The organism is Jejubacter calystegiae (assembly GCF_005671395.1).
Taxonomy (GTDB): domain Bacteria; phylum Pseudomonadota; class Gammaproteobacteria; order Enterobacterales; family Enterobacteriaceae; genus Jejubacter; species Jejubacter calystegiae.
Genome location: NZ_CP040428.1, coordinates 799,848 through 822,911 on the forward strand (window position 1 = coordinate 799,848; position 23,064 = coordinate 822,911).

The window sequence follows — 23,064 nt, forward strand, 5'->3', positions numbered from 1 at the left end:
CTGAGAGGTATGTGCCTGTTGTGCATCCCAGCGGTGATACTGGTACAGTCATTCACCATACAAAATGCAGCCAAAGTCGCAAGTGAAATTAATCAATGATCGCGGCCCCATTAGTAACCCGGCTTATCATAAGGTCAGGGCTACCGTCGCCAGAGAAAACCCGCTATGAGTGAAATTATCTCCGCAGCAGTGTTGCTAATCCTGATTATGGATCCGCTGGGCAACCTGCCAATATTTATGTCGGTGCTGAAGCACACGGAGCCGAAGCGCCGTCGTGCGATTATGATTCGCGAGCTGTTTATCGCATTACTACTGATGCTTGTCTTCCTGTTCGCGGGCGAAAGGATTCTGAGCTTTCTGAATCTGCGGGCGGAGACGGTTTCGATCTCCGGCGGTATTATTCTGTTCCTGATAGCGATTCGGATGATCTTCCCAGGTCAGGAAGGGAATGCCAGCGGCCTGCCCGCTGGCGAGGAGCCTTTTATCGTGCCGCTGGCGATTCCGCTGCTGGCGGGACCGACGCTACTGGCCACCCTGATGCTGCTCTCTCACCAGTATCCCGGCCAGATGAGCGAGCTGGTGATCGCCCTGCTGGTCGCCTGGGGCGGTACCGCGCTGATTCTATTGCAGTCTTCGCTGTTTCTGCGTCTGCTGGGAGAAAAGGGCGTTAACGCGCTGGAACGCCTGATGGGGCTGGTGCTGGTGATGATCGCCACCCAGATGTTCCTGGATGGTATCCGTGCCTGGATAAAGGGCCTGTAAATCGCAGCTAGCCGCCCGGAACAGACGACGGCATCATTTACGATCAATACGGGTCGGATTCCGGGATTATTTTCTCCGTTGCAGAAACGATAAAGGGCTTCCATTCGGAAGCCCTTTATTCGCCTAACCCAACCGCTATCAGGAAAGCAGTTGGAAGGCTACCATACCGACAATCGCGCCAACGGTACCAAGAATGGTTTCCATCAGCGTCCAGGTCTTCAGGGTCTGAGCCTCGGTGGCGCCGGTAAAGCGACCATACAGCCAGAAGCCTGCGTCGTTCACATGGCTAACCACAATGGAGCCGCCAGCGATACAGATAGAGAGTGCCGCCATCTGCGCGCCGCTGTAGTTAAGCTGCTCGATAACCGGCATCACCAGCCCGACCGCAGTCAGACAGGCTACAGTGGCGGAGCCCTGAATAATACGAACCGCCGCCGCCAGCACAAAGCAGGTAATCGCGATAGGCAGACCCATACCGGTCAGCGCTTCGCCCAGTGCCGGACCTACGCCAGAATCTACCAGCACCTGCTTAAATACGCCGCCTGCGCCAATCACCAGCAGGATAATCCCCGCCGGCTGCAGCGCCTGGCCGCAGATATCCATCACCTTGTCTTTCGGCATACCCTGACGCATCGCCAGGCCGTAGATCGCCACCAGACAGGCCACCAGGATAGCGGTGAAGGGATGACCGATAAACTCCAGCCACTCATAGAGGGTCGAGCCTTCTACGGTAAAGCGAGCGGCGATGGTTTTCAGTCCCACCAGTACCAGCGGCAGCAGAATCAGCGACAGGCTGAAGCCAAAGGAGGGCAATTTCCCCTCGCCCAGATGGGGCTCGGTGATATCGTCGGGGATATTCAATTCCACGTGGCGGCTGATAAAGTTACCGAACAGCGGTCCGGCAATCAGCATTCCCGGAATTGCCGCACACAGGCCGATGAGGATCATCCAACCAAAATCGGCATGCATCTGGGAAGCCAGCAGCATCGGCGCCGGTCCCGGCAGCAGGAAGGCAGCCGCAGCGGCCACCCCGGCGAACAGCGGAATCACCAGTTTCACCAGGTTGGTACCGGTATGACGCGCCATTGAGAAAGCCACGCTAATCAGCAGCACGATAGCCACTTCGAAGAACAGCGGCAGTGCACAAATCAGGCCCGCCAGACCGATGGCATAGTGGGCGCGGCTGTGGCCGAAGGACTTCAACATCTTCACCGCAATCTGATCCACCGCACCGGTTTCATGCAGGATCTTGCCGAACATGGCGCCCAGCGCCACCACCACCGCCAGGAAGCCCAGGGTTCCCCCCATGCCTTTTTCCATGGTCTTGGCAATTTTATCCAGCGGCATCCCGGAAAACAGGCCCGCGCCAATAGAAACAACCATCAAAGCCACGAAAGCATGCATACGTGCCTTCATAACTAAAAACAGCAGCAGCAATACTGAACCTACCGCTGTTAAAACAAGCGTTAATGTACTCACAACACAGCCTTTATTTTTTATTGATCAGGTCAATGGTGCTTGCCACCACACCATCCAACGGCTGGTTAATATCCACAACCAGTACGTCACGTTCATCGGCATGAGGCTCTTCCAGAGTCTCAAACTGCGTTACCAGCATCTGCGGTTTAAAAAAGTGGCCTTTACGCGACTTCAGGCGGCTTTCGATCAGGTCGTAGTCCCCTTTCAGGTAGATGAAAGAGAGGTTATCGTTACCTTCACGCAGCAGGTCGCGGTAGCGTTTTTTCAGCGCGGAACAGACAATGAGCGATACTTTATTAGTACGCTGCATAGCAAAAGCGGCGTCATTCAGAGCGCGCAGCCATGGGGTGCGGTCATCATCGTTCAGCGGTTCACCGGACGCCATCTTAACGATGTTGCTGCGCGGGTGAAGGAAGTCGCCGTCCAGGAACGCCGCGTTCAACTGATGGGCTACTTCGCTGGCGACGGCGGATTTACCGCTACCAGAAACGCCCATCAGGACGTAGACGTGATGATCGTGATTGATAGTGCTCATAGCGTAACTCCGACTGGCACAAAAGAAAGAAAACAACTAATTACGGAAAGAAATAATGTTACGGGTAACTGTTATCGGTAACATTGTCGATGCCGCTAACATAAGAAGCAACCACCATCCCGTGCTAAGATCGAATATTGTGAACTACATCAAATATTGAGGTCATTCAGATTGAGCCTCCCGGAGAAAGGGTAAAGCCCAGATCGAGCATCTGCGGGGAGATTGCCTCACCGCGAATGCGCGCCAGCAGGCGTTCAGCGCCGATGCGTCCCATCCGTTCACGCGGCGTCAGCACGCTGGCCAGCTGCGGCTCCATCGCCTGACCAATATCGTGGCCGTGAAAACCGGCAATGGCCATATCATCGGGAATACGCAGCCCCAGACGCTGGCACTCAAACGCAGCGCCAACCGCCAGGTCATCGTTAGTACAGAAGATGCCATCCAGTTCCGGATACTCGCGCCGGGCCTGACGAAACAGCTCTACGCCAGAAGAATAAGAAGAGGATCGTTCCGCCATTACGCTATAGGGCGTCAGACCCGCGTCACGCATCGCCTGTTCATATCCCTGCTGCTTCATCAGGGTACGTTCATCCAGACGCGCCCCCAGATAGGCAACATTTTTATGGCCACGGGCAAGGATGGCGGCGGTCATCTGACGGGCGGCTTCAATGTTGTCGAACCCCACAGCGATATCCAGGCAGGGTGAAACGCTGTCCATTAACTCCACCACCGGAATACCGGAGATCTCGATCATCTTCAGGGTACGCGGCGTGTGGGTACGTTCCGACAGGATAAGGCCGTCGATATTCCAGGAAAGCATCGAGGTCAGGCGCTCCTCCTCCATCTCCGGCTTATAGCCGTAGTGCGCCAGCATGGTCTGATAGCCATGCGCATCAACAACGCTTTCAATACCGCGCAGCACCTCGGCAAAAACCTGGTTGGTCAGGGACGGCAGCAGCACGCCAATCGCACGACTGGTCGCGTTAGAGAGTATGTCAGGCGCGCGGTTGGGTATATAGCCCAGCTCATCCAGCGCAGCGGCAATTTTGTCCCGCAGCGCGACGGAGACCTGTTCGGGATTACGTAAAAATCGGCTGACCGTCATTTTGGTCACGCCAACGCGATCGGCCACATCCTGAAGTACGGGTCTTTTCTTTTTCATCGTCCTGAAGCGTTTATCGGTGATAATCGCCTCAGTTTAGCATGGACAGGGCTCAACCTTCCCCTGTTACGGAGAAGGTTGAGAGGTCTGGCAGCGCGCTCACACCGGCGGCAGATCGAAGAGCAGAATTTCACTGTCCTGACTGGCCTGAACCGACAGCATCTGTTCATCCCAGATTGCCAGACCGTCACTGGTGGTGGCTGTGGTGCCATTTACCGTAACTTCGCCTTTTACCACCTGAATCCAGACGTGGCGCCCTTCGCGAACCTCAAAGCGGCTCTCTTCCCCATTGTTCAGGGCCCAGCGCCAAAGCTCCATGTCCTGATACACCTTCAGGGAGCCGTCACGGGCATCCGGCGACAGCACCAACTGGCGCCCCTGCAGGGCGTCGAAGCGACGCTGTTCATAGCGCGGCGTAATGCCGGTCCGCTCAGGGATTATCCAGATCTGATACAGGCGCAGACGCTGGTCGCTGTTCGGGTTGTATTCCGAATGGCGAATGCCGGTTCCGGCACTCATAATCTGGAACTCACCGGCGGGTACCTGTTCCTTATTCCCCATGCTGTCCTGATGCTCCACCGCGCCTTCCAGCACATAGGTCAGGATCTCCATATCTTTATGGGGGTGGGTACCGAAGCCCTGCCCGGCGTCTACCACATCTTCATTAATCACCCGCAGCGCGGAGAAGCCCATAAAGTTCGGATCGTAGTAATCGGCGAAAGAGAATGAGTGCCAGGTATCCAACCAGCCGTGGTTAGCGTGGCCGCGATCGTTCGCTTTGCGTAAGTAAATCATCTGTACCCCCTCATGAATTCGTTGATGTCCTAAGTGTGGACGCGAACCGCTTGCAATCATAGAGGGTGAAAATTGACTCCTCTGTTCAAAAAAAATGAACAAGTCACAGGCAATAAGGAAACGGGCCTACACAACCCGGAAGGCAGAAGGCGTCGGTTCACCTTACCGCCTGGTGCGATAAGCTTCAGTTTCTCTGAACCAGAACAGAAGGTCGGGATAAAAAAAAGCCAGCGCAAGGCTGGCTAAGAAATACTGGAAGCAATGTGAGCAATGTCGTGCTTTCAGGACTTCACCCTGGGAGGGTGTCCCCTGAATGCATGGCAATAATAATCATTATCATTCGCATGTGTCCAGCCTTTTTTAGAAAAAAATGCGATTAAAACCCAGGTAAAAGCCAATGATGTTTAAAGGGTTTTCGATAACCCACTGAGGCGGGTAGAAAAACGGCGACGCGCTACGCCGCCGCTATGGTTAATAGCCAGCCGCCAAATCATCGACTGAACGGGGATCGGCCGCGCCATACAGCGTACCGTCCGGCGCCACCATAATGCTCTGGGTGCTGCCCATAGCCGGTTTCACCACCACATTCTGTCCCTTCTGTTTTAACAGCCTGATGGTATCCGGACTAAAACCCTTTTCCAGTCGCAGCTCATCCGGCTGCCACTGGTGATGAAAACGTGGCGCATTGCTGGCTTCCGCCACGTTCATTCCAAAATCAATGGTATTGAGTACCATCTGCAACACCGTGGTGATAATCCGGCTACCGCCAGGGCTGCCGGTCACCAACCAGGTCTTACCATCTTTTAGCACCAGGGTTGGCGACATCGAAGAGAGCGGTCGCTTGCGCGGTCCCACGGCGTTAGCTTCGCCGCCCACCAGCCCGTAAACGTTAGGCGTGCCCGGTTTAGCGGAAAAATCGTCCATCTCGTTATTCATCAGAATCCCGGTATCCCCTGCCACAATGCCGGTACCGAAGGTGGTGTTCAGCGTATAGGTTACGGCCACGGCGTTACCGGCCTTATCGACCACCGAAAAATGGGTGGTTTGATCGCTCTCATAAGGCGTCAGATTCCCTGGTCCTATCTCTGACGACGGGCGCGCCCTGTTCAGATCAATCTTTTGTGCCAGCGACTTGGCGTAGGCTTTGCTGGTCAGTGCGGCTTCCGGCACCTTCACAAAATCGGGATCGCCCAGATACTTCGAACGGTCGGCATAGGCATATTTTTCCGCTTCCGCCACCAGTTGAATGGCGTCGGCACTGCCGAAGCCGTACTTCGCCAGGTCGAAATTCTCAAGGATATTGAGGATCTGAATGATATGGATCCCGCCAGAGGAAGGTGGCGGCATGGCGTAAATCTGATAGCCGCGATAGTCGCCGCGTACCGGCGTGCGTTCCACCGCCCGATAGCCCGCCAGATCGGCTTTATCAATCAGACCGCCGTGCTTCGCCATCTCAGTGGCGATCTGCTCAGCGATATGGCCTTTATAAAAGGCATCTGCACCGTTTTCGGCAATCATCTCCAGGCTTTTCGCCAGGTTCGTCTGTACCAGCCGTTCCCCTTTCGCCAGCGGCTTATCCGCTTTCCAGAAAATAGCGCGGCTGTTGGCGTGCTGCGGCAGCACTTCGCTCCCGTATTGCTTCAGATCGTCCGCCAGCGCGTCGTTAACCACGATCCCCTTCCGGGCCAGACCAATCGCGGGTTGCATCACTTTATTTAGCGGTAACGAACCGTATTTTCCCAGCGCCAGGGTCAGCCCCGCCACGGTACCTGGCGTGCCGGAAGCCAGATGCGAGGTCAGCGACTTTTTGCTGTCGGCGTTGCCTTTGTCATCAAGAAACATATCGCGGCTGGCCCGAGCCGGCGCCGTTTCGCGAAAGTCGATGGCCGTCACCTTGCCCGAGGCGGTATGCAGCATCATAAAGCCCCCGCCCCCCAGATTCCCCGCCTGAGGGTGGGTCACCGCCAGCGCGAATCCGACCGCCACCGCAGCATCCACCGCATTGCCGCCCTGTTTAAGAATATCCACCCCAACCCGGGTCGCGATAGCGTCCACCGATGACACCATCCCGTTACGGGCTTTCACCGGGTGAAAGACATCTTCCTCCACGCTATAAGAGACCGGCGGCGGCGCCGCCATCACCTGAAAACTTAAGCCCAGCGCCAACCCAATAATCCACTGCTTCATCTTGTTTTTCTCCCATTTTCCCGAACAATTCCAGTTTAATACTGGCCCAATGTGGCTGAAAAACCATCGGCAGGGATAAAAAAGCGATATAATTATCAAAACCTTCCGGGAAGGAGAACGCAGATGAAAAACGTATTAATTATCGCGGCGCTACTGTTGCCGCTGACCGCCATGGCCCAGCCGCTGACGCCGCAACAGCAACACCAGCGCCAGCAGATTCGTAATCAGCAGATGATGAATAACCCGACCCAGCAGCGAATGCAGCAGGAGTCACAAAGCCGACAGATCCAGCAACAGGGCAGGCTGAATCAGGGCATTCAGAATCAACAGCAGCAGCAGCAACAGCGGCTGCAAAACCAGATACGCGATAACCGCGAACGCACTATCCAGTCGCAGCCGGGAAATAACCATAACAACCTGCGCTAAATCTGGCGGGCGAAGTCCGGCCCAATCCTGTCGATACGGTCGGTACAGATAATATCTACCCCCTGGCGCAGCAGTTGTTCCGCGCGCCGGGGGTTGTTCACCGTCCAGGCCAGAATCCGCAACCCTTTGGCCTTCAGTGCAGTAATACGCTCGGCCGTTAAGTCCCGATGCCAGACGTGAATCGCCACGCATTCCAGACGGCGGGCCAGTTCAGCCCAGTCATCGCGCCAGTTTTCCAGCAATAATCCACGCGGCAGCGTCGGCGCCGCATCGCGGGCCGCGGCCAGCGCCTCGATAGAAAACGAAGAGATCAGCGGCGGCGTCATGCCCTGCCACAGCCTTTGTGCTGCCAGCGCCACTTCGCGCCCGGTTTGCACCTCGGAGCCGGTGGTGGGTTTTATTTCGATATTAATTTGCAGGTTAAGCCGACGACAGCGCTCAGCCACTTCGCTAAGCAGCGGCAGCGGCTCCCCTTTAAAGCGATGGCTGAACCAACCGCCCGCATCGACCTGCCGCAGTTGTTCCCAACTCAGGTCACCCGCCACGCCCCAGCCGGAACTGGTGCGCTCCAGGGTATCGTCATGTAGCAGGAAGATCTGGCCATCCTTCGACAGTTTGGCGTCGCACTCGAACAGGCGATGGCCCAGCGCGGCCCCTGCATCAATCGCCGCCAGGGTGTTTTCTGGCGCCAGTTTACCGCCGCCCCGATGGGCGGCGATGGTTGCATAATTCCACGATGTCACAGACTCTTCCTGTATCAAATTCGGGAGTCCGTGAGCTTAGCGCAGAATCCGGCAAGCTACGACATGATCAGACCGCCATCGACGTTAATGGTCTGGCCGGTAATGTAACGGGCATCGTCAGAGGCCAGGAAGGCGACCAGCCCGGCAACGTCTTCCGGCTGTCCGGCGCGTTTAAGCGGGATACCTTCCACCCATTCGGCCATTAGCTCGCCTTTTCCGTAACGCTTGCGGTCATCACTCAGAATCTCGCCCCAGACCCGATCGTTGTAGTCCCACATTTCGCTTTCGATAATGCCGGGACAGAAGGCGTTAACGGTAATGTTCCACGGTGCCAGTTCATGAGCCAGACTCTGGGTAATGCCGATGACCCCCATCTTGCTGGCGGCATAGTGCGGGGTATAGATAAATCCCTGACGCCCCTGGCCAGATGAGGTGTTAATCAGACAACCGCCGTTCTGCTGCACCATATATTTCGCGGCTTCCCGGCAGCACAGCCAGACGCCGGTAGTATTCACCGCCAGCACCCGCTCAAAATCGGCTTTCGGCATCTGATCGAAGCGATCGATGGTAATCACGCCCGCATTCTGAATCGAGACATCGATGCCCCCGAAGCGCGCCGCAGCCTGTTGATACAGTTGCTGAACCTGCTGTTCGTCAGTGACATCCACTTTCAGCGGCAGGATGGCGACGTCGTAACGCGACTGGATTTCGGCCGCGGTCTCAAAAACGCGATCCGCATTGGAAACCATCACCAGATTCGCGCCATCCCGGGCAAAGCGCTCTGCGATCCCCGCCCCAATCCCCCGGCAGGCGCCGGTGATCACCACCGTTTTTCCATGAAAATTTCGCTGCATTCTCTTTCTCCTGGTATCAGGCCGGGGCGCCGCAGCGCCCGGCGCAATGAGTGTCGGATTCGCTTTTCCAGTGGGTGCGGCTCACCGCCTCGCGCCACCCCTGGTAGCTTTCCTGAAGTCGCCGATGCCGGGCGGCATCGGGCTGCCAGACCTCATGCTGCGGTAACAGCGCCTGCAGGGATTCATCGCTCAGACCATCCAGCACGCGCCGTGCCAGCAGGCCCGCCCCCAGCGCGGAAAGCTCTGCGGTAACGCTGCGCGCCACCGGGCAGTTGAGCAGATCGGCCTGGAACTGCATCAGCCAGCCGTTGCGCGTTGGCCCACCGTCCACCATCAGCGTACTGAGGTGGAAATCAGGATGCTGCGTCATCGAGTCGATCACATCGGCTATCTGATAAGCAATGGCCTCCAGCGCCGCACGCACCAGATGCGCCGGGCTGCTACCACGGCTCAGCCCGCAGATAAGCCCGCGAGCGCGATCGTCCCACCAGGGCGCGCCGGAGCCGGTCAGCGCCGGCACGAAATAGACACCGTCAGTAGAAGGAACAGAAGCTGGCAGACTCTGTAGCACATCGCTCCTTTGTACATCGGCCAGCGCGTTCATTCCGGTCAGTTGCAGCATCCAGGCCAGGCCGTCGCCGGTATGGGGAATATTGCCCTCCAGCCCGTAGACCGCTCGCTCGCCGTCATGCCAGGCAACCGTGGTGGCGAGCTGGGTGATGCGGGTATCCGGCGCAGGCAGCGGCGCCATCACCGAAGAGCCGGTGCCATAGGTGGCTTTGATGCCTCCCGGGCGCCCCAGTCCGTGCCCGTACAGCGCCGCGTGGGAATCTCCCACCATAGCGAGGATCGGAATACCGTCAGCGATACCCGTTATGCCTTTGGTGACGCCAAACTCGCTGGCCGACGGGCAAATCTCTGGCAGTGCGGCTTGCGGTATGCCGAACAGCGCCAGCATGGCGTCGTCCCACGCCAGGCTTTGCAGGTTGAGTAACTGAGTGCGGGCGGCGTTCGAGTAATCACAGCGGAACTGCGCGCCGCCGGTCAGACGCCACAGCAGCCAGGCATCGATGGTGCCCAGGCAGATTTCACCGCGCTGCGCACGTTCATGCCCCTGAGGCGTGTTATCCAGCAGCCAGCGCATTTTGGAGCCAGAAAAGAGCGGTGCGACAGGCAAACCGGTGGTGGAACGAATCACTTCGTCCAGCCTGTCGCGCCGCAACCGTTCGCAGAAGGGGCCGGAGCGGGAGCACTGCCAGGTCAGCGCCGGGCCCAGCGGCTGACCGCTCTCCCGCTCCCAGCCAATGGCCGTTTCCCGCTGATTGCTGATTGCCAGCGCCGCAACCCGGGCTTCCCCTACCGCGCTAATCACTTCACGTAACACCACAACGGATTCGGCGAACAGCACATCGCCATCCTGCTCCACCCAACCCGGCCGCGGCGTGGCGAGCGTCAGCCCCCGGGAAGCGGTGGCAACCACGGCTCCCCGGCTATCGATGGCGACCGCCTTAACGTTACTGGTGCCTTCATCCAGCGCGACAATCACATCCTTATCCATGACTCACCTCCGACACCGGCGCCACCGCCTGTTTCTTTTCATGACGCCGCAGCAACAGAACTTTGTTCTGTAGCCGCTGCTGGAACTGGTCGATGACCACTGCGGTGACGATCACCAGCCCTTTAATCACCATCTGCCAGAAGTCGCTGACCCCCATCATCACCATACCGTCGGCCAGGAAGACGATGACGAAAGCGCCGATAATCGAACCGGAGACCCGGCCGCGACCGCCCGCCAGCGCCGTACCGCCCAGCACCGTGGCGCCAATGGCATCCATCTCGAACATATTGCCGGTCATCGGGTGCGCGGTCTGAAGCTGAGAAGCCACCACCAGTCCCACCAGTGCCGCACACAATCCAGAAAAGGCGTAAACGAAGATTTTGACGTTCACAATAGGCACCCCCGCCAGGCGGGCGGCGGATTCATTACCGCCGATGGCGTAGATATAGCGGCCCAGCGGCGTTTTGCGGGTCAGCCACAGCCCCAGCGCCAGGAAGCCGACCATCAGCCAGATCGGGAAATAGACGCCCAGTAGCGTACCGGAACCAAGCCAGGCGAAGCCGGTGTTGCCCAGCGCCTCGGCGCCATTAAGATTGGCGTAGGTGCTGCCGTCGTTAAACAGCAGCGCCGCGCCGCGGGCGACATACATCATGCCCAGAGTGCAGATAAAAGGAGCGACCCCAAGTCGGGTGATGACGGCACCGTTGATAAAACCAATAGCCAGCCCCACCAGCGCCACAAAGACGATGACTTCCGGGACGTTTAAAAACAGGATGTTATCTCCCCAAAGAGGAATTCCGTTGGTGAGCAGCGCTCCCGCCACCATGCCGCAGATTCCTGCCACCGCCCCAACGGAAAGATCGATACCGCCGGTCAGGATAACCAGGGTCATACCGATCGCCAGCAGGCCGGTAATCGCCACGTGCTGAGTCATAATCAGCAGGTTAGAGGGCGTCAGGAAGTTCGGGACCATCACGCTGAAAAAGCCGATGACGATCAGCAATGCGATGAAGGTTCGGGCCTTCAGCAAGGTCATGTACAGCCGATATTTCTGGTTCATTGTTTCACTCCTGGCTGATTATTCATGGGGCGTCGAAGCCGCTATCAGCTTTTCACGCGTCACCCCGGCTCGCGCCAGGTCCGCCGTAATGCGGCCATCCGCCATCACCAGCACCCGGTCGGCAAGGGCCATCACTTCATCAAGTTCGCTGGACGAGAACATCACCGCCAGTCCCTGACGCGCCATCTGACCAATCAGGTGGTAGACGTCGGTCCTGGCGCCTACGTCAATGCCGCGGGTGGGCTCATCCAGCAGTACCACTTCCGGCCGGGTCATTAACGCCTTGCCCAGCACCACCTTCTGCTGGTTACCGCCGCTCAGCGAGGTGATGGGCTGTTCGCTGTCGCCGACTTTAATAGCCAGTCGCTGAACCATCTCCTGAACCCGCTCGTGTTCCTGGTTTTCGCGCAGCCAGGAGCATGAATGCCAGAAGCCGCGCAGGCTGTGGTCGGAAAGGGTCATATTGGATTTGATGGACATCATCTGCACCACGCCTTCCCCCTGCCGGTCTTCCGGCACCAGCGCCACGCCGCGCTTCAGGCGCTGTTGGAAGTTCAGACCGTCGAGAGCCTCACCGTTCAGCACGACCTTGCCTTCCTGACAGGGCATCAAACCAATTAGCCCCTTAAACAGCTCGGTACGCCCGGCGCCCAGCAGACCGTAAATGCCCACCACTTCGCCCTTACGCAGGCTGAAGGTCACGTCATTAAGCCGATAGCCGCCGTTCTGGTGTAGCGCGGTCAGCCCCGTGACCTCCAGCGCTGTCTCCCCTTGTTCGGCGGGCTGATAGTCGAAATGCTTTTTCTTGTCGCCCACCATCTGTTCGATAATCCAGGGCACGCTGGCGTCGCACACCTCGCGTTCGCAGATGAAGCGGCCATCGCGGAAGATGGTGATGTGATCGCCAATCTCCATCAGCTCTTCCAGCCGGTGGGAGATATAGATAATGGTGACGCCGCGCCGCTTAAGCTGTTCCATCACGTTAAACAACACTTTCACTTCCGACTGGCTGAGGGCCGAAGTAGGTTCATCCATAATCAGCACCCTGGTGTCTTTAGAGAGCGCCCGGGCTATCTCTACCAGTTGCTGATGACCAATGCCCAGTTCACCCAACGGCGTATAAGGGTCGACATCCAGCTCCAGCCGTTCGAGCAACGACTTCGCCAGCGCGTACTGGTACTTTTCGTTAATCCGCCCGCGCTGGAAAAACTCGTTACCGATGAAGATGTTGTCCATCACGTTCATGTTCGGGAACAGATTAAGCTCCTGGAAGATGATGCTGATGCCATGCCGTTCCGCCTGGTGGGTCGAATTCAGGGTAACTGGCTCGCCATCAAGCCAGATCTCGCCGGACGAAGGGCTTTCCACTCCGGCCAGCATCTTCATCATCGTCGACTTTCCGGCGCCGTTTTCGCCGATGAGCACATTCACCCGGTTGCGATAGACCCGGTAATTAACGCTATCCAGCGCGGTTACGCCGGGGTAGATCCGGGACAGGTTGCGGGTTTCCAGAATCACCTCGTCCTGGGGAGTTGAAGTAGGCTGCGTCATGGCTGTCCCCCTTGCTGACGGGTCGCCCGGGCGGGCGTAATATCCGGTAGCCGTTCCGGCGTATCCCAGGCGCTGAAGACGCCATCCACCGTAATCTGTTGACCCGGCTCAGGCGCAAGCGCTTTCATCATGGCGGAAGCTTTATCGTTAATCGCCCGGCTGTAGCTGCCGAACAGTACCTGATCGTTAAAATCCTGGTAGCTCACCTTGCGGTAGCCGTCGCGCAGCGCGGTGCCGCGAATGGTCGGCCCCAATTGCACGACTGCCCGCGTGCCGTCACTTGCCAGCAGCGTCATTTTGCCGCTGCGCGAGCGGGTATCCACCTTTTCCACCACACCGCTGAACTTAACGAAAAACACGCAGGGATTTTCGGCCTGACTGCGCCAGCCCAGTTGTTTACAGACGCTATCGAAATCCGGCGCCGCCCGCAGCGCGGCCATCAGTTCACCGGCGGGACGGGCCTCATTCACCACCTGCGGCACCAGGCTCTGCTGCCACGTCTGCGCCACGTTCGCCATATGCGGATTGGGAGGATTTTTCAGATCCGCCAGCTCCTGCTGGGAGACAATGCGGCAACCGCCCAGCACCGGCGCGATAAGCGCCAGCGCCAGCCAGAGTTGTCTGGACATATTCTTCTCCTCTGCGCCCCGAACGGGGCGCCACAGCCGGTCCTCAGGACCCAAAATTAAAATCCTGCACCTTACTGGCGTTGTCCTTATCGACCAGAATGCCGCGGAACATCACACGCTGTTTGGCGGGCTTCTCCCCTTTCTGGAGATAAGCGTCGAGGTCGATCACCCCCTGAGCGGCGATGGCCTGGGCCTGCAGCATCACGGTGGCTTTCAGGGTTCCGGCTTTCACCGCATCGCGTTCATCGTTGCTGCCATCAATGCCCACCACCGTCACATCGTTACGCCCGGCGGCCTTCAGCGCCGCAATCGCGCCCAGCGCCACCGGTCCGTTACCGCAAATCACCCCTTTCACATCCGGATGGGCCTGCAGAATGCTGTCCATAATGCGCTTGCCATCCAGCAGGGTGCCTTTGGCGTCCTGGCGGGCGATGCTCACCATATCCGGATACTGATCGATGACCTGATGGAATGAACGGGAGCGGGTCACGCAGTTATTGTCGGCCAGATTGCAGGTCAGCTCGGCATATTTGCCCTGCTCGCCCATGCTTTCGACAAAGACGTTGGCGACCTCTGAACCGGCCTGGAAGTTGTTGTGGGTGATCTGCACCAGCGCCACGTCATCCACCGGAATTTCCCGGTTGATCAGCACCACCGGAATACCGGCCTGCTTCGCTTTCTTAATGGCCGCTACGCTGGCGGTGGAGTCGGCATTGTCGAGAATAATGCCCTGAACTTTCTTACCGATGGCGGCATCGATCAGCTCGTTCTGTTTTTTCACATCCTCGCCGTGCGAAAGGACGCTGGTTTTATACCCCAGTTCCTTCGCTTTACTGCTGGCGCCTTTGGCCTCTGAGGCGTAGTAGGGGTTATCGAGGGAGTTCACCATTATCAGGATGGTGCCTTTTTCTGCAGCGGTAGCCGCCAGGCTGAGGGTACAGGCAGCCGCCGCGGTAAGTAATAAACGCAATTTCATAAGATGTTCTCTCTGTAATATCGTTATTGTCGGGTACAGCGAAACAGCGTTACTTCGGGGCTTACCAGATGGTGAAGCCCCCATCGATCATCAGATCGGCACCGGTAATCATGTCGCTGCCGTTACCGGCGAAGAACAGCACGGCGGCGGCAATCTCATCGGTGTAGGCGAAACGACCCAGCGGAATTAGCTGCTTCATGGTTTCGCCTTTCTCGCCACGCCAGGCCTTTTCGCCCATCGGCGTCAGCACCACAGTGGGCGAAAGGGTATTGACGTTGATATTCCAGGCGGCCAGCTCCTTAGCCATCACTTTGGTCATGCCCAGCAGCCCCGCTTTGGCGGAGGTATAAGCCACGTGGTTATCGATGGCGATGGATGCCGCCTGAGAGGCGATATTGATAATCTTGCCGCCGCGCCCGGCCTTCACCATCAGTCGGGCCGCCGCCTGGCTGCACAGGAATGGGCCGGTCAGATTCACGTCCAGTTGCTTACGCCACTCGGCGATATCAGTTTCCAGCACCGGTTGCAGCATGACGTAGCCTGCGCAGTTAATCAGAATGTCGATTTGCCCGTAGTGGCGCTCGACTTGTGCAAACGCCTGTTCGACCGAGGCCGGGTCAGTGACATCGCACTCCACGAACAGCACCCGGTCAGCATCGAAGCGCTCCGCCTCCTGCTGCGCCTTTTCACGCTCGAACCCCGGATAAAGCAGCGCCAGCCTGGCGCCCTTTTCCAGCAGCATCTCATTGCTGGCCATAGCGATTCCGCCCAGACCACCGGTCACCACCGCCACTTTGTCGCTCAAATCACCGGAGGTATCTACGCCGTAGCGCAGGTTGACGTCGTATTCACCGCTCATTGTTGTCTCCTTAATCAAGCCAGGGGGGAAGTCGCAACCTGCTCCAGCACCTGACGCAGCCCCTGTGCATCAATGCGGAACTGGCGGCGCAGCGCTTTACGGCTGCTACTGTGGGTAAACTCATAGGGCGGTACGCCCAGCGGCGTGAAGCGCTGAGGCAGGCGATATTTGTGCAGAATCTCACCAATAATGCTGCTAAGGCCACCGCTAAGAACGTGTTCTTCTACCGCGATCGCATGTGGATGCGCGTTAATGAGCGCGACGATCGCCTGTTCGTCCAGCGGCCATAGCGAAGGCAGAGAGACGATGGTGACATTGGGGAGGGAGGCGGCCAGCGCTTCGTGCACAATGGTGCCCAGGCAGAACACCACTGCATCGCCCCCTTCCTGCAACACCACCGGCTTACCCGGCGTAAAGCGCCAGTCGTTGTCATGCAGCACCGGCAGCTTATCGCTGTCCATCCGGATATAGACCGGCCCCTGATGAGCAATGGCATGGCGGGTAATCTCCCTGGCCTGGCTGGCATCCGCAGGAGCGAAGATTTGCAGGTTGCCGAAGCTACGGGCAATGGCGATATCGTTCATGCAGTGGTGGGTGGCCCCCAGCGGGCCGTAGGCAAAACCGGCATTCAGCCCCAGCATTTTTACATTGGTATCGGAATAGCAAATGTCGTTCTTCACCTGCTCGTTGGAGCGCGCCAGCAGAAAGGGGGCGGCATTGGCCGTAAAAACCGTGCGTCCGCTCAGGGCTATACCCGCCGCCATACCGACCATGTTCTGTTCGGCAATCCCCACGTTGACGACCCTGTCGGGGTACGCCTTTTCGAAGGGCGCGATTTTCGATGTGGAGGTGGAATCCGCCACCATTACGTTCAGATTGGCCCCCTGTTGCTGGGCTTCCAGTAAGGTTGCAATCACTGCATCACGTAAATCTTGCATGGTTAGTCCTCCAGTTCCGCCAGCCCCTGGGCAAGCTGTTCATCATCAGGTACGGCGTGATGCCAGGCGGGAACATTCGCCATAAAGGAAATGCCGTGGCCCTTTTCGGTATTGGCCAGAATGACGCGCGGTTTATCCATCGAAGGCGCCGTCGCCGCCTGGTAAATAGACAGCGGGTTGTGTCCGTCGCACTCCAGCACTTCGAAACCAAAGGCGCGCCACTTTTCGCCCAAAGGCTCCAGCGGCATGATCTCCTCGGTGGCCCCGGCCAGTTGCAGCCGGTTGCGATCGACAATGGCGACCAGGTTGTCGAGCCGGAACTTACTGGCAGACATCGCCGCCTCCCAATTGGAGCCTTCCGCCAGTTCGCCATCTCCCAGCAGAACAAAGGCCCGGCGGTGACCGCGACCGGCCAGCTTATTGCCCAATGCCAGTCCGACCGCAATCGGCAGGCCATGGCCCAGGCCGCCGGAGTTAATCTCGACCAGATCCGGCAGCTTCTGACGCACCGGATGCCCGGCCAGTAAGGTGTCATCCCCCATAAACTGCGTCAGTACCCCTGGGTCGAGCAGCCCCATCGCCGCCGCGCTGCAGTAAAGGCCGCCGGCACCGTGCCCCTTGGACAAAATAAAACGATCCTGGTCCGGACGCGGTCCTGAGCGATCCATTACCGCCATATACAGCGTGCAGAGAATGTCGATCTCTGAGAGATCGGCCCCGGTGTGCCCCTTGCCTGCTCTGTGGTTCATTTCCAGCACATAGCGCCGGGCCTGACGCGCCGTCTGTTTGATTGCCTGTAGGTCCACGTTTACCTCCGGATCTTAACGATCGTGATGACAGAATTCGCTTCGATCGCTTTCATTTGATTTTCGATCGAAAATGTATATGGTTTATTTAGCCGATTCTGTGGCGTTGATCAAATATAAAACAAAAATCATTCGAAAATATGACGGTAATAAAACGGCAAATTCGCTTTCCTTACAGCGCAGCGCTAAACTGCGGAGCACGGAAAAGAGCACCACTTCATTACGTTCACAGAAAGGAGCGTTTCGATTGAAAAGCAAGACCGAACAACTGGCGGATATGCAGCAGCGCAGGGATAAGATCCTTGAGATGATCCGTGAAGATGGCACGGCTTCCGTGAAGCAGTTAACGGAAACCTTTGGTCTGACGGAAGCGACTATCCGTACCGATCTGCGTGAACTACAGAAGGCGGGCTTTGTGCAGCGCTACTACGGCGGCGCCACACTGGTGACCGGCAAACAGAATACCGGGGCGTTACTGCTGGAACGCCAGACTCATCTGGAACAGAAAGACGCCATCGGCCGACTGGCTGCCCAACAGATCGAAAATGGCGATACCGTGATCTTTGATTCCGGTACGACCACCACCGCCATTGTCGAACATATGCAGCATATTCACCGCCTGTCGGTGACCACGACCGCGGTAAATATCGCCCTGAAGCTGGGTGGCGAGCCCGGCATCAACATCCTTCTGACCGGCGGCACCTTTAAGTTTCCGACCCTCTCCACCTCTGGCGAAAAGGCCGCCAGCTTTTTCGAAAATGTGCTGGCCGAAAAGCTGTTTCTTGCCACCGCGGCCATCTCGCCGCGTATGGGTCTGAGCTTTCCCAGCGAAACCGATATTAAGGTGAAGAGTGCGATGATCCGTTCGGCGAAAACGGTCTACGTGGTGGCGGACTCCAGCAAGATCGACAAGGTGTCGATGTTCGCCCTACCCTGCGACTGGAGCAGCATTCACTATCTGATTACCGACAGCGGCATCAGTGATGAGTCAGTCCGCGCCTTTGAAGCGCTGGGGGTGGAGGTGCTGGTGGCCTGAAGGGTATCGCGTATCGCTCTTTTTGATCGCAGAAAATGATTCTCGTTGCGCAACACGAATCACCACGCTATACTCTCATCCAGCCGTATTACACGGAAAGTAATATGCGATGATTTTAAAAATTAATGAATCCTACATGGAGGTAACACAATGATCCGAAACTTTAAGCATAAGGGACTAAAGCGATTTTTTGAAACAGGCTCTACAAGCGGCATCAACGCCAGACAGGCAGATAAAATCGCCAACCGCCTTGCGGTTCTGAATCATGCAACCACCATTAACGATATTGATCTGCCTGGATTCTTTCTTCATCCACTGACCAGTAACCGGCAGGGGCAGTGGTCTGTCACTGTTACCGGCAACTGGCGCATCACGTTCGAAATGGCTGATGGCGACGTTTATGTCGTTAATTACGAGGATTATCACTAATGTCTACGATGCACAATCCGCCTCATCCGGGATGCCTTATTCGCGAAAGCATGGAAGCGCTGAATATCAGCGCCCGCGAACTGGCAGGCCAGCTCGGCGTTGCCCCTTCCACGCTCCAGAGGGTGCTCAGTGAAAAATCGGCGATCTCTCCGGAAATGGCAGTGCGCTTATCAGCGGTTATTGGCAGCTCAGATCGCATATGGCTCGGCCTACAGGCTGATTATGATCTGTGGCAGGCCCGCCAGGCCGTCGATACCACACAGCTACGGCGTCTGGCATAAAGTAAAATACGATGCCGCTCCAGAGAGCGGCATCGCTATATTACCCGCCCAGATAAGCGCTTCTCACCGCTTCGTTAGCCAGTAGCGCTTCGCCGGTATCTTCCAGCACCACCCGACCGTTTTCCAGCACGTAACCGCGATCCGCCAGCTTGAGAGCCTGATTGGCGTTCTGCTCCACCAGGAAAATGGTCATTCCTTCACGTCTGAGCTGTTCGATAGTGTCAAAGATCTGCTGGATAATAATCGGCGCCAGCCCCAGAGAAGGTTCGTCCAGCAGCAGCAGCCGCGGGTTGCTCATTAGCGCCCGGCCAATGGCCAGCATTTGCTGTTCGCCGCCAGACATGGTCCCGGCGCGCTGAGTGCGGCGTTCCAGCAGGCGGGGAAACAGTTCATAAACCCAGCGCTGGCGCTCCTGGTACTGCTGTTTGTCGCTAAAGAAACCGCCCATGGCCAGGTTCTCTTCCACCGTCATCCGGGCGAATACCCGCCGCCCTTCCGGCACGATGGCCACCGCCTCGCGCATAATTTTTGCAGTAGGCCAGTCGGTGATGGTTTTACCGTCGAATGCAATGGTGCCGTGAGTGGCACGGGGATCGCCGCACAGGGTGCCGAGCAGCGTGGTTTTCCCGGCGCCGTTGGCGCCGATAAGCGTGACTATTTCTCCCTTGTTAACGGTCAGGCTCACCTCATGCAGCGCCTGTATTTTCCCGTAATGCGCGCTCACCCGGTCGAAAGTCAACATCGTCTTTTCCATCTCAGGCTTCTCCCAGATAAGCGCGAATAACATCAGGATGATTACGGATCTGTTCCGGCGTACCGTTGGCCAGCGGCGTTCCCTGGTTCACGACATAGATACGGTCTGAAATCCCCATCACCAGCTTCATATCATGCTCAATCAGCAGCACCGTGGTGTTATGGCGATCGCGCAGCTCCACAATCAGTTCATCGAGCTCTTTGGTTTCGCGAGGATTCAGCCCCGCAGCCGGTTCGTCGAGCATCAGGATCTGCGGCTGAGTCACCATACAGCGGGCGATCTCCAGCCGCCGCTGCTGACCGTAGGCCAGGTTACTGGCCTGACGGTTGGCGTGCTCCAGCAAACCAACGCGCTCCAGCCATACGGCAGCGCGATCCAGCGCTTCACTCTGAGTCCGGCGGAAGGCCGGGGTCTTGAGCAGACCGGAAAACAGACCGGTTTTCAGTTGCAGATGCTGTGCCACCAGCAGGTTTTCAATTACCGTCATTTCGCGAAACAGCCGCACATGCTGGAACGTTCGTACCACCCCAAGGCGGGCAATAGCCTGGCCCGGTAACCCTTCCAGATGACGATCGCCCAGCATAATGGTGCCGCCGGTGGGCTTATAAAAGCCGGTCAGGCAGTTAAAGACCGTGGTTTTACCGGCGCCGTTGGGGCCGATTAGCGAAACGATCTCGCCTGCGTTTAGCGACAGCTCCACATTGTTGACCGCCAGCAGGCCGCCGAAGCGCATCATCAGGCCGCTAACGGCAAGTAATGGCTGACTCATGCGCGCTCTCCTTTGCTATTTTTTAGCTTCAGTTTTGGGCGGGTCATTGGCAGCAGCCCCTGAGGACGCCAGATCATCATCAACACCATCAGCCCCCCCAGTACCAGCATGCTGTACTCATTGAGATCGCGCATCAGTTCGCGCGACACCACCAGCAGAATCGCGGCCAGAATCACCGCAAACTGGGAACCCATACCGCCCAGTACGACAATCGCCAGCACAAAGGCCGACTCGGCAAAGGTGAAGGATTCCGGGCTGACAAAACCCTGGCGCGCAGCGAACAGAGTTCCGGCGAACCCCGCGAAAGCGGCGCTGATGGTAAAGGCCGTCAGCTTAATGCGCGTCGGGTTCAACCCCAACGAACGGCAGGCGATCTCATCCTCGCGCAGCGCTTCCCACGCCCGGCCCAGCGGCATGCGCAGCAGGCGGTTAATCACAAACAGCGTGACCACCACCAGCAGCAACGCCACCAGGTAGAGGAAGATCATGCGATCGCCGGGATCGTACTTAATATCGAAGAAGTGGCTGAAGGTATCCCAGCCGCCATCGCGAGCGGTACGGCCGAACTCCAGGCCAAACAGCGTCGGCTTGGGGATCTGGCTGATCCCGTTGGGCCCCCCGGTAAACTCAGTGTTATTCAGTAGCAGAATACGCACGATCTCACCGAATCCCAGCGTCACAATCGCCAGATAATCCCCTCGCAACCGTAATACCGGGAACCCCAGCAGGAACCCCGCAGCGGCGGCCACCAGCCCGGCCAGCGGCAGGCAGGTCCAGAATCCCAGACCGTAATAGTGATTCAGTAGGGCAAAGGTGTAGGCGCCGATCGCATAAAAACCGCCATAACCCAGCACCAACAGGCCGGACAGCCCCACCACCACGTTCAGCCCCAGGCCGAGGATAATGTAGATCATGGTCAGGGTGGCGATATCCACCGAACCGCGAGTCACCATGAACGGCCAGGCGACGGCGGCCAGCAGCAGCGCCAGCAGGAACAGCTTCTGACGCGGCGTGGAGCCGTCAATGGCGGGCAGCACCCACTTCGGCCCGCTCACCCCTTTCAGACGCTGCTGAATCACAGGACGCAGCAGTTGCACCACAAACACCGCGCCGCAGCCAATCGCAATCCAGTGCCAGCGAACGTCGGCGGCACTGCCTACCACCAGCCGGGTGCCGTCCAGCCCCAACTGCACGCCCATAAAGATGGCGGACAAAATAAAGAACAGAGCGGTGGAAATCAGCGCGCCCAGAATATGCGTCGGCTTCATACCTTTTCCACCTCCGGACGGCCAAGAATGCCGGTCGGCATCACCAGCAGCACGCCAATCAGCAGTGCGAAGGAGACCACATCTTTATATTCCGTGCTCAGGTAGGCAGAGGTTAGCGCCTCGGCCACGCCAAGCAGCAGGCCGCCTATCATAGCGCCAGGAATACTGCCAATACCGCCCAGCACTGCGGCGGTAAAGGCTTTCATCCCCGCCATAAAGCCAATGTAGGGATTGATCACGCCGTAGAACTGTCCCAGCAATACCCCGGCCACTGCCGCCATGATCGCGCCGATCACAAAGGTCAGGGAGATTACCCGGTCGGTATTGATGCCCAGCAGGCTCGCCATCTTCAAATCTTCAGCGCAGGCGCGACAGGCCCGGCCCATCTTTGAGTAGCGAATAAACAGAGTCAGCGCCAGCATCGATATCAGGGTCACGCCCCAAATCACCAGTTGCATGGTGGTGACAGTGGCAGAGAAGTTTTCACCGTGAGCCACGGCCCAGCGCCCGGTAAACAGGCTGGGCAGGGCCACATCCCGGGATCCTTCGGTCAGGCTGACGGTGTTTTGCAGGAAAATAGACATTCCGATCGCCGAGATCAGCGCGATCAGACGCTTGGAGCTGCGCACAGGCCGATAGGCAACCCGTTCAATGCTCCAGCCATACACGCTGGCAATGACAATCGCACCGACAAAAGCGGCGCCAATCAGCAGCCAGCCAGCGTCTATGCCCATCATCAGTAGCGCCGCGATAATCATAAAAGAGACATAGCTACCGATCATATAGACTTCGCCGTGAGCGAAGTTAATCATACCGATAATGCCGTAAACCATGGTGTAACCGATGGCGATCAGCGCATAGGTGCTGCCAAGGGTTACGCCATTAAACATCTGCTGCAAAAAATAGAGAAACTGCTCAGACATAGCTTAACCTTTGAGAGTATGTGTAACGCGGTAGGAATGGGGGTTACGGCTGGCCTGATGTCGCCCGCCGTCGGCAAAAGCAGGCATCCCTGCCGCTAAACGCGCTGACTCCCAGGCGGATATGCCAGACTGGCTTCCTGATATCATCATCGATAATTCCCGTGTGTGTTGAAGTGGTTATTGTGTTTATCTTTTTCTTTTTTCAGAGTCGCCTGTGACTGAAGGCGAAGCGCCACCTTCAATATTAAGCGTAATCGGGAGTGGCCCCCCAATATTTCAGGGAT

24 protein-coding genes are annotated in these 23,064 nt (G+C 57.6%); 5 read left to right on the forward strand and 19 right to left on the reverse strand.

Annotation, left to right across the window (positions count from 1 at the left end; translation table 11 throughout):
• Positions 1-165 precede the first annotated feature (165 nt).
• Positions 166-762, forward strand: coding sequence for a YhgN family NAAT transporter (locus tag FEM41_RS03800; RefSeq protein ID WP_138094593.1), 597 nt, complete (start codon positions 166-168; stop codon positions 760-762).
• A 138-nt stretch (positions 763-900) separates the two neighbouring features.
• On the opposite strand, the gene gntU is transcribed toward FEM41_RS03800, so the two are convergent.
• The 5 genes from gntU to ggt form a co-directional block, all read right to left on the reverse strand.
• Entirely contained in the window at positions 901-2,241 is a 1,341-nt protein-coding gene (gene gntU / locus FEM41_RS03805; RefSeq protein ID WP_138094595.1) for a gluconate transporter, read from the reverse strand.
• A gap of 10 nt (positions 2,242-2,251) precedes the next feature.
• A complete protein-coding gene (gntK, locus tag FEM41_RS03810) occupies positions 2,252-2,776 on the reverse strand; it encodes a gluconokinase (protein ID WP_138094597.1) in 525 nt (174 codons plus the stop codon).
• Between the two features lie 166 nt (positions 2,777-2,942).
• A complete protein-coding gene (gene gntR, locus FEM41_RS03815) occupies positions 2,943-3,938 on the reverse strand; it encodes a gluconate operon transcriptional repressor GntR (RefSeq protein ID WP_138094599.1) in 996 nt (331 codons plus the stop codon).
• 99 nt (positions 3,939-4,037) lie between these two features.
• The gene (locus FEM41_RS03820) at positions 4,038-4,733 is read right to left on the reverse strand and encodes a pirin family protein (RefSeq protein WP_138094601.1); all 696 of its coding nucleotides are present in this window, start codon (positions 4,731-4,733) and stop codon (positions 4,038-4,040) included.
• A 471-nt stretch (positions 4,734-5,204) separates the two neighbouring features.
• Positions 5,205-6,920, reverse strand: a complete 1,716-nt coding sequence (gene ggt / locus FEM41_RS03825; RefSeq protein ID WP_138094603.1) for a gamma-glutamyltransferase — start codon at positions 6,918-6,920, stop codon at positions 5,205-5,207.
• 123 nt (positions 6,921-7,043) lie between these two features.
• On the opposite strand from ggt, the gene FEM41_RS03830 reads away from it, so the two are divergent.
• The gene (locus tag FEM41_RS03830) at positions 7,044-7,346 is read left to right on the forward strand and encodes a DUF2756 domain-containing protein (protein WP_138094605.1); all 303 of its coding nucleotides are present in this window, start codon (positions 7,044-7,046) and stop codon (positions 7,344-7,346) included.
• Here the strand turns inward: FEM41_RS03830 and ugpQ are convergent.
• The 10 genes from ugpQ to FEM41_RS03880 form a co-directional block, all read right to left on the reverse strand.
• A complete protein-coding gene (gene ugpQ / locus FEM41_RS03835) occupies positions 7,343-8,089 on the reverse strand; it encodes a glycerophosphodiester phosphodiesterase (protein ID WP_138094607.1) in 747 nt (248 codons plus the stop codon). The two genes, FEM41_RS03830 and ugpQ, sit on opposite strands and share 4 nt — an antisense overlap.
• Before the next feature lie 56 nt (positions 8,090-8,145).
• A complete protein-coding gene (locus FEM41_RS03840) occupies positions 8,146-8,943 on the reverse strand; it encodes a glucose 1-dehydrogenase (protein WP_138094609.1) in 798 nt (265 codons plus the stop codon).
• A 16-nt stretch (positions 8,944-8,959) separates the two neighbouring features.
• Positions 8,960-10,501 (reverse strand): FGGY family carbohydrate kinase, encoded by a 1,542-nt coding sequence (locus FEM41_RS03845; RefSeq protein WP_138094611.1) that lies wholly within the window; start codon positions 10,499-10,501, stop codon positions 8,960-8,962.
• On the reverse strand, positions 10,494-11,561 hold the full coding sequence (locus FEM41_RS03850) for an ABC transporter permease (protein WP_138094613.1): 1,068 nt from the start codon (positions 11,559-11,561) through the stop codon (positions 10,494-10,496). Before FEM41_RS03850 ends, FEM41_RS03845 begins: the two co-directional genes overlap by 8 nt.
• Before the next feature lie 18 nt (positions 11,562-11,579).
• Positions 11,580-13,112, reverse strand: coding sequence for a sugar ABC transporter ATP-binding protein (locus FEM41_RS03855; RefSeq protein WP_138094615.1), 1,533 nt, complete (start codon positions 13,110-13,112; stop codon positions 11,580-11,582).
• Positions 13,109-13,741: a DUF2291 family protein gene (locus tag FEM41_RS03860; RefSeq protein ID WP_138094617.1), complete on the reverse strand. Its 633-nt coding sequence runs from the start codon at positions 13,739-13,741 to the stop codon at positions 13,109-13,111. The genes FEM41_RS03855 and FEM41_RS03860 overlap by 4 nt, the downstream gene beginning before the upstream one ends.
• Positions 13,742-13,784: 43 nt before the next feature.
• Positions 13,785-14,717 (reverse strand): D-ribose ABC transporter substrate-binding protein, encoded by a 933-nt coding sequence (locus tag FEM41_RS03865; RefSeq protein ID WP_138094619.1) that lies wholly within the window; start codon positions 14,715-14,717, stop codon positions 13,785-13,787.
• 61 nt (positions 14,718-14,778) lie between these two features.
• The gene (locus FEM41_RS03870; RefSeq protein WP_138094621.1) at positions 14,779-15,576 is read right to left on the reverse strand and encodes a GolD/DthD family dehydrogenase; all 798 of its coding nucleotides are present in this window, start codon (positions 15,574-15,576) and stop codon (positions 14,779-14,781) included.
• A gap of 14 nt (positions 15,577-15,590) precedes the next feature.
• Positions 15,591-16,514: a transketolase family protein gene (locus tag FEM41_RS03875; protein ID WP_138094623.1), complete on the reverse strand. Its 924-nt coding sequence runs from the start codon at positions 16,512-16,514 to the stop codon at positions 15,591-15,593.
• 2 nt (positions 16,515-16,516) lie between these two features.
• Positions 16,517-17,320 (reverse strand): transketolase, encoded by an 804-nt coding sequence (locus tag FEM41_RS03880; protein WP_138094625.1) that lies wholly within the window; start codon positions 17,318-17,320, stop codon positions 16,517-16,519.
• A 247-nt stretch (positions 17,321-17,567) separates the two neighbouring features.
• On the opposite strand from FEM41_RS03880, the gene FEM41_RS03885 reads away from it, so the two are divergent.
• The 3 genes from FEM41_RS03885 (at position 17,568) to FEM41_RS03895 (ending at position 19,066) form a co-directional block, all read left to right on the forward strand.
• Entirely contained in the window at positions 17,568-18,356 is a 789-nt protein-coding gene (locus tag FEM41_RS03885) for a DeoR/GlpR family DNA-binding transcription regulator (RefSeq protein WP_138094627.1), read from the forward strand.
• 150 nt (positions 18,357-18,506) lie between these two features.
• Complete coding sequence (locus FEM41_RS03890; RefSeq protein ID WP_138094629.1) at positions 18,507-18,785, forward strand: type II toxin-antitoxin system RelE/ParE family toxin; 279 nt, start codon at positions 18,507-18,509, stop codon at positions 18,783-18,785.
• Complete coding sequence (locus FEM41_RS03895; protein ID WP_138094631.1) at positions 18,785-19,066, forward strand: HigA family addiction module antitoxin; 282 nt, start codon at positions 18,785-18,787, stop codon at positions 19,064-19,066. Before FEM41_RS03890 ends, FEM41_RS03895 begins: the two co-directional genes overlap by 1 nt.
• 40 nt (positions 19,067-19,106) lie before the next feature.
• Here FEM41_RS03895 and livF read toward each other — a convergent pair whose 3' ends face one another.
• From livF to livH, 4 genes are read right to left on the reverse strand one after another with little or no spacing between them, the layout of a single operon-like run.
• Positions 19,107-19,820 (reverse strand): high-affinity branched-chain amino acid ABC transporter ATP-binding protein LivF, encoded by a 714-nt coding sequence (gene livF, locus FEM41_RS03900; RefSeq protein WP_138094633.1) that lies wholly within the window; start codon positions 19,818-19,820, stop codon positions 19,107-19,109.
• A gap of 1 nt (position 19,821) precedes the next feature.
• Complete coding sequence (gene livG, locus FEM41_RS03905; RefSeq protein WP_138094635.1) at positions 19,822-20,589, reverse strand: high-affinity branched-chain amino acid ABC transporter ATP-binding protein LivG; 768 nt, start codon at positions 20,587-20,589, stop codon at positions 19,822-19,824.
• Positions 20,586-21,857 carry a high-affinity branched-chain amino acid ABC transporter permease LivM gene (locus tag FEM41_RS03910; RefSeq protein ID WP_138094637.1) on the reverse strand — a complete coding sequence of 424 codons (1,272 nt, stop codon included), beginning with the start codon at positions 21,855-21,857 and terminating at the stop codon, positions 20,586-20,588. Before FEM41_RS03910 ends, livG begins: the two co-directional genes overlap by 4 nt.
• Positions 21,854-22,780: a high-affinity branched-chain amino acid ABC transporter permease LivH gene (gene livH / locus FEM41_RS03915; RefSeq protein ID WP_138094639.1), complete on the reverse strand. Its 927-nt coding sequence runs from the start codon at positions 22,778-22,780 to the stop codon at positions 21,854-21,856. Before livH ends, FEM41_RS03910 begins: the two co-directional genes overlap by 4 nt.
• Between the last annotated feature and the right edge of the window lie 284 nt (positions 22,781-23,064).

What these genes read in the sequence shown, in the direction of transcription:
- FEM41_RS03800 (WP_138094593.1), top strand. Translation starts at nt 166, where the DNA reads ATGAGTGAAATTATCTCCGCAGCAGTGTTGCTAATCCTGATTATGGAT.
- gntK (WP_138094597.1), bottom strand. Translation starts at nt 2,776, where the DNA reads ATGAGCACTATCAATCACGATCATCACGTCTACGTCCTGATGGGCGTT.
- gntR (WP_138094599.1), bottom strand. Translation starts at nt 3,938, where the DNA reads ATGAAAAAGAAAAGACCCGTACTTCAGGATGTGGCCGATCGCGTTGGC.
- FEM41_RS03820 (WP_138094601.1), bottom strand. Translation starts at nt 4,733, where the DNA reads ATGATTTACTTACGCAAAGCGAACGATCGCGGCCACGCTAACCACGGC.
- ggt (WP_138094603.1), bottom strand. Translation starts at nt 6,920, where the DNA reads ATGAAGCAGTGGATTATTGGGTTGGCGCTGGGCTTAAGTTTTCAGGTG.
- FEM41_RS03830 (WP_138094605.1), top strand. Translation starts at nt 7,044, where the DNA reads ATGAAAAACGTATTAATTATCGCGGCGCTACTGTTGCCGCTGACCGCC.
- FEM41_RS03840 (WP_138094609.1), bottom strand. Translation starts at nt 8,943, where the DNA reads ATGCAGCGAAATTTTCATGGAAAAACGGTGGTGATCACCGGCGCCTGC.
- FEM41_RS03845 (WP_138094611.1), bottom strand. Translation starts at nt 10,501, where the DNA reads ATGGATAAGGATGTGATTGTCGCGCTGGATGAAGGCACCAGTAACGTT.
- FEM41_RS03850 (WP_138094613.1), bottom strand. Translation starts at nt 11,561, where the DNA reads ATGAACCAGAAATATCGGCTGTACATGACCTTGCTGAAGGCCCGAACC.
- FEM41_RS03855 (WP_138094615.1), bottom strand. Translation starts at nt 13,112, where the DNA reads ATGACGCAGCCTACTTCAACTCCCCAGGACGAGGTGATTCTGGAAACC.
- FEM41_RS03860 (WP_138094617.1), bottom strand. Translation starts at nt 13,741, where the DNA reads ATGTCCAGACAACTCTGGCTGGCGCTGGCGCTTATCGCGCCGGTGCTG.
- FEM41_RS03865 (WP_138094619.1), bottom strand. Translation starts at nt 14,717, where the DNA reads ATGAAATTGCGTTTATTACTTACCGCGGCGGCTGCCTGTACCCTCAGC.
- FEM41_RS03870 (WP_138094621.1), bottom strand. Translation starts at nt 15,576, where the DNA reads ATGAGCGGTGAATACGACGTCAACCTGCGCTACGGCGTAGATACCTCC.
- FEM41_RS03875 (WP_138094623.1), bottom strand. Translation starts at nt 16,514, where the DNA reads ATGCAAGATTTACGTGATGCAGTGATTGCAACCTTACTGGAAGCCCAG.
- FEM41_RS03890 (WP_138094629.1), top strand. Translation starts at nt 18,507, where the DNA reads ATGATCCGAAACTTTAAGCATAAGGGACTAAAGCGATTTTTTGAAACA.
- FEM41_RS03895 (WP_138094631.1), top strand. Translation starts at nt 18,785, where the DNA reads ATGTCTACGATGCACAATCCGCCTCATCCGGGATGCCTTATTCGCGAA.
- livF (WP_138094633.1), bottom strand. Translation starts at nt 19,820, where the DNA reads ATGGAAAAGACGATGTTGACTTTCGACCGGGTGAGCGCGCATTACGGG.
- livG (WP_138094635.1), bottom strand. Translation starts at nt 20,589, where the DNA reads ATGAGTCAGCCATTACTTGCCGTTAGCGGCCTGATGATGCGCTTCGGC.
- FEM41_RS03910 (WP_138094637.1), bottom strand. Translation starts at nt 21,857, where the DNA reads ATGAAGCCGACGCATATTCTGGGCGCGCTGATTTCCACCGCTCTGTTC.
- livH (WP_138094639.1), bottom strand. Translation starts at nt 22,780, where the DNA reads ATGTCTGAGCAGTTTCTCTATTTTTTGCAGCAGATGTTTAATGGCGTA.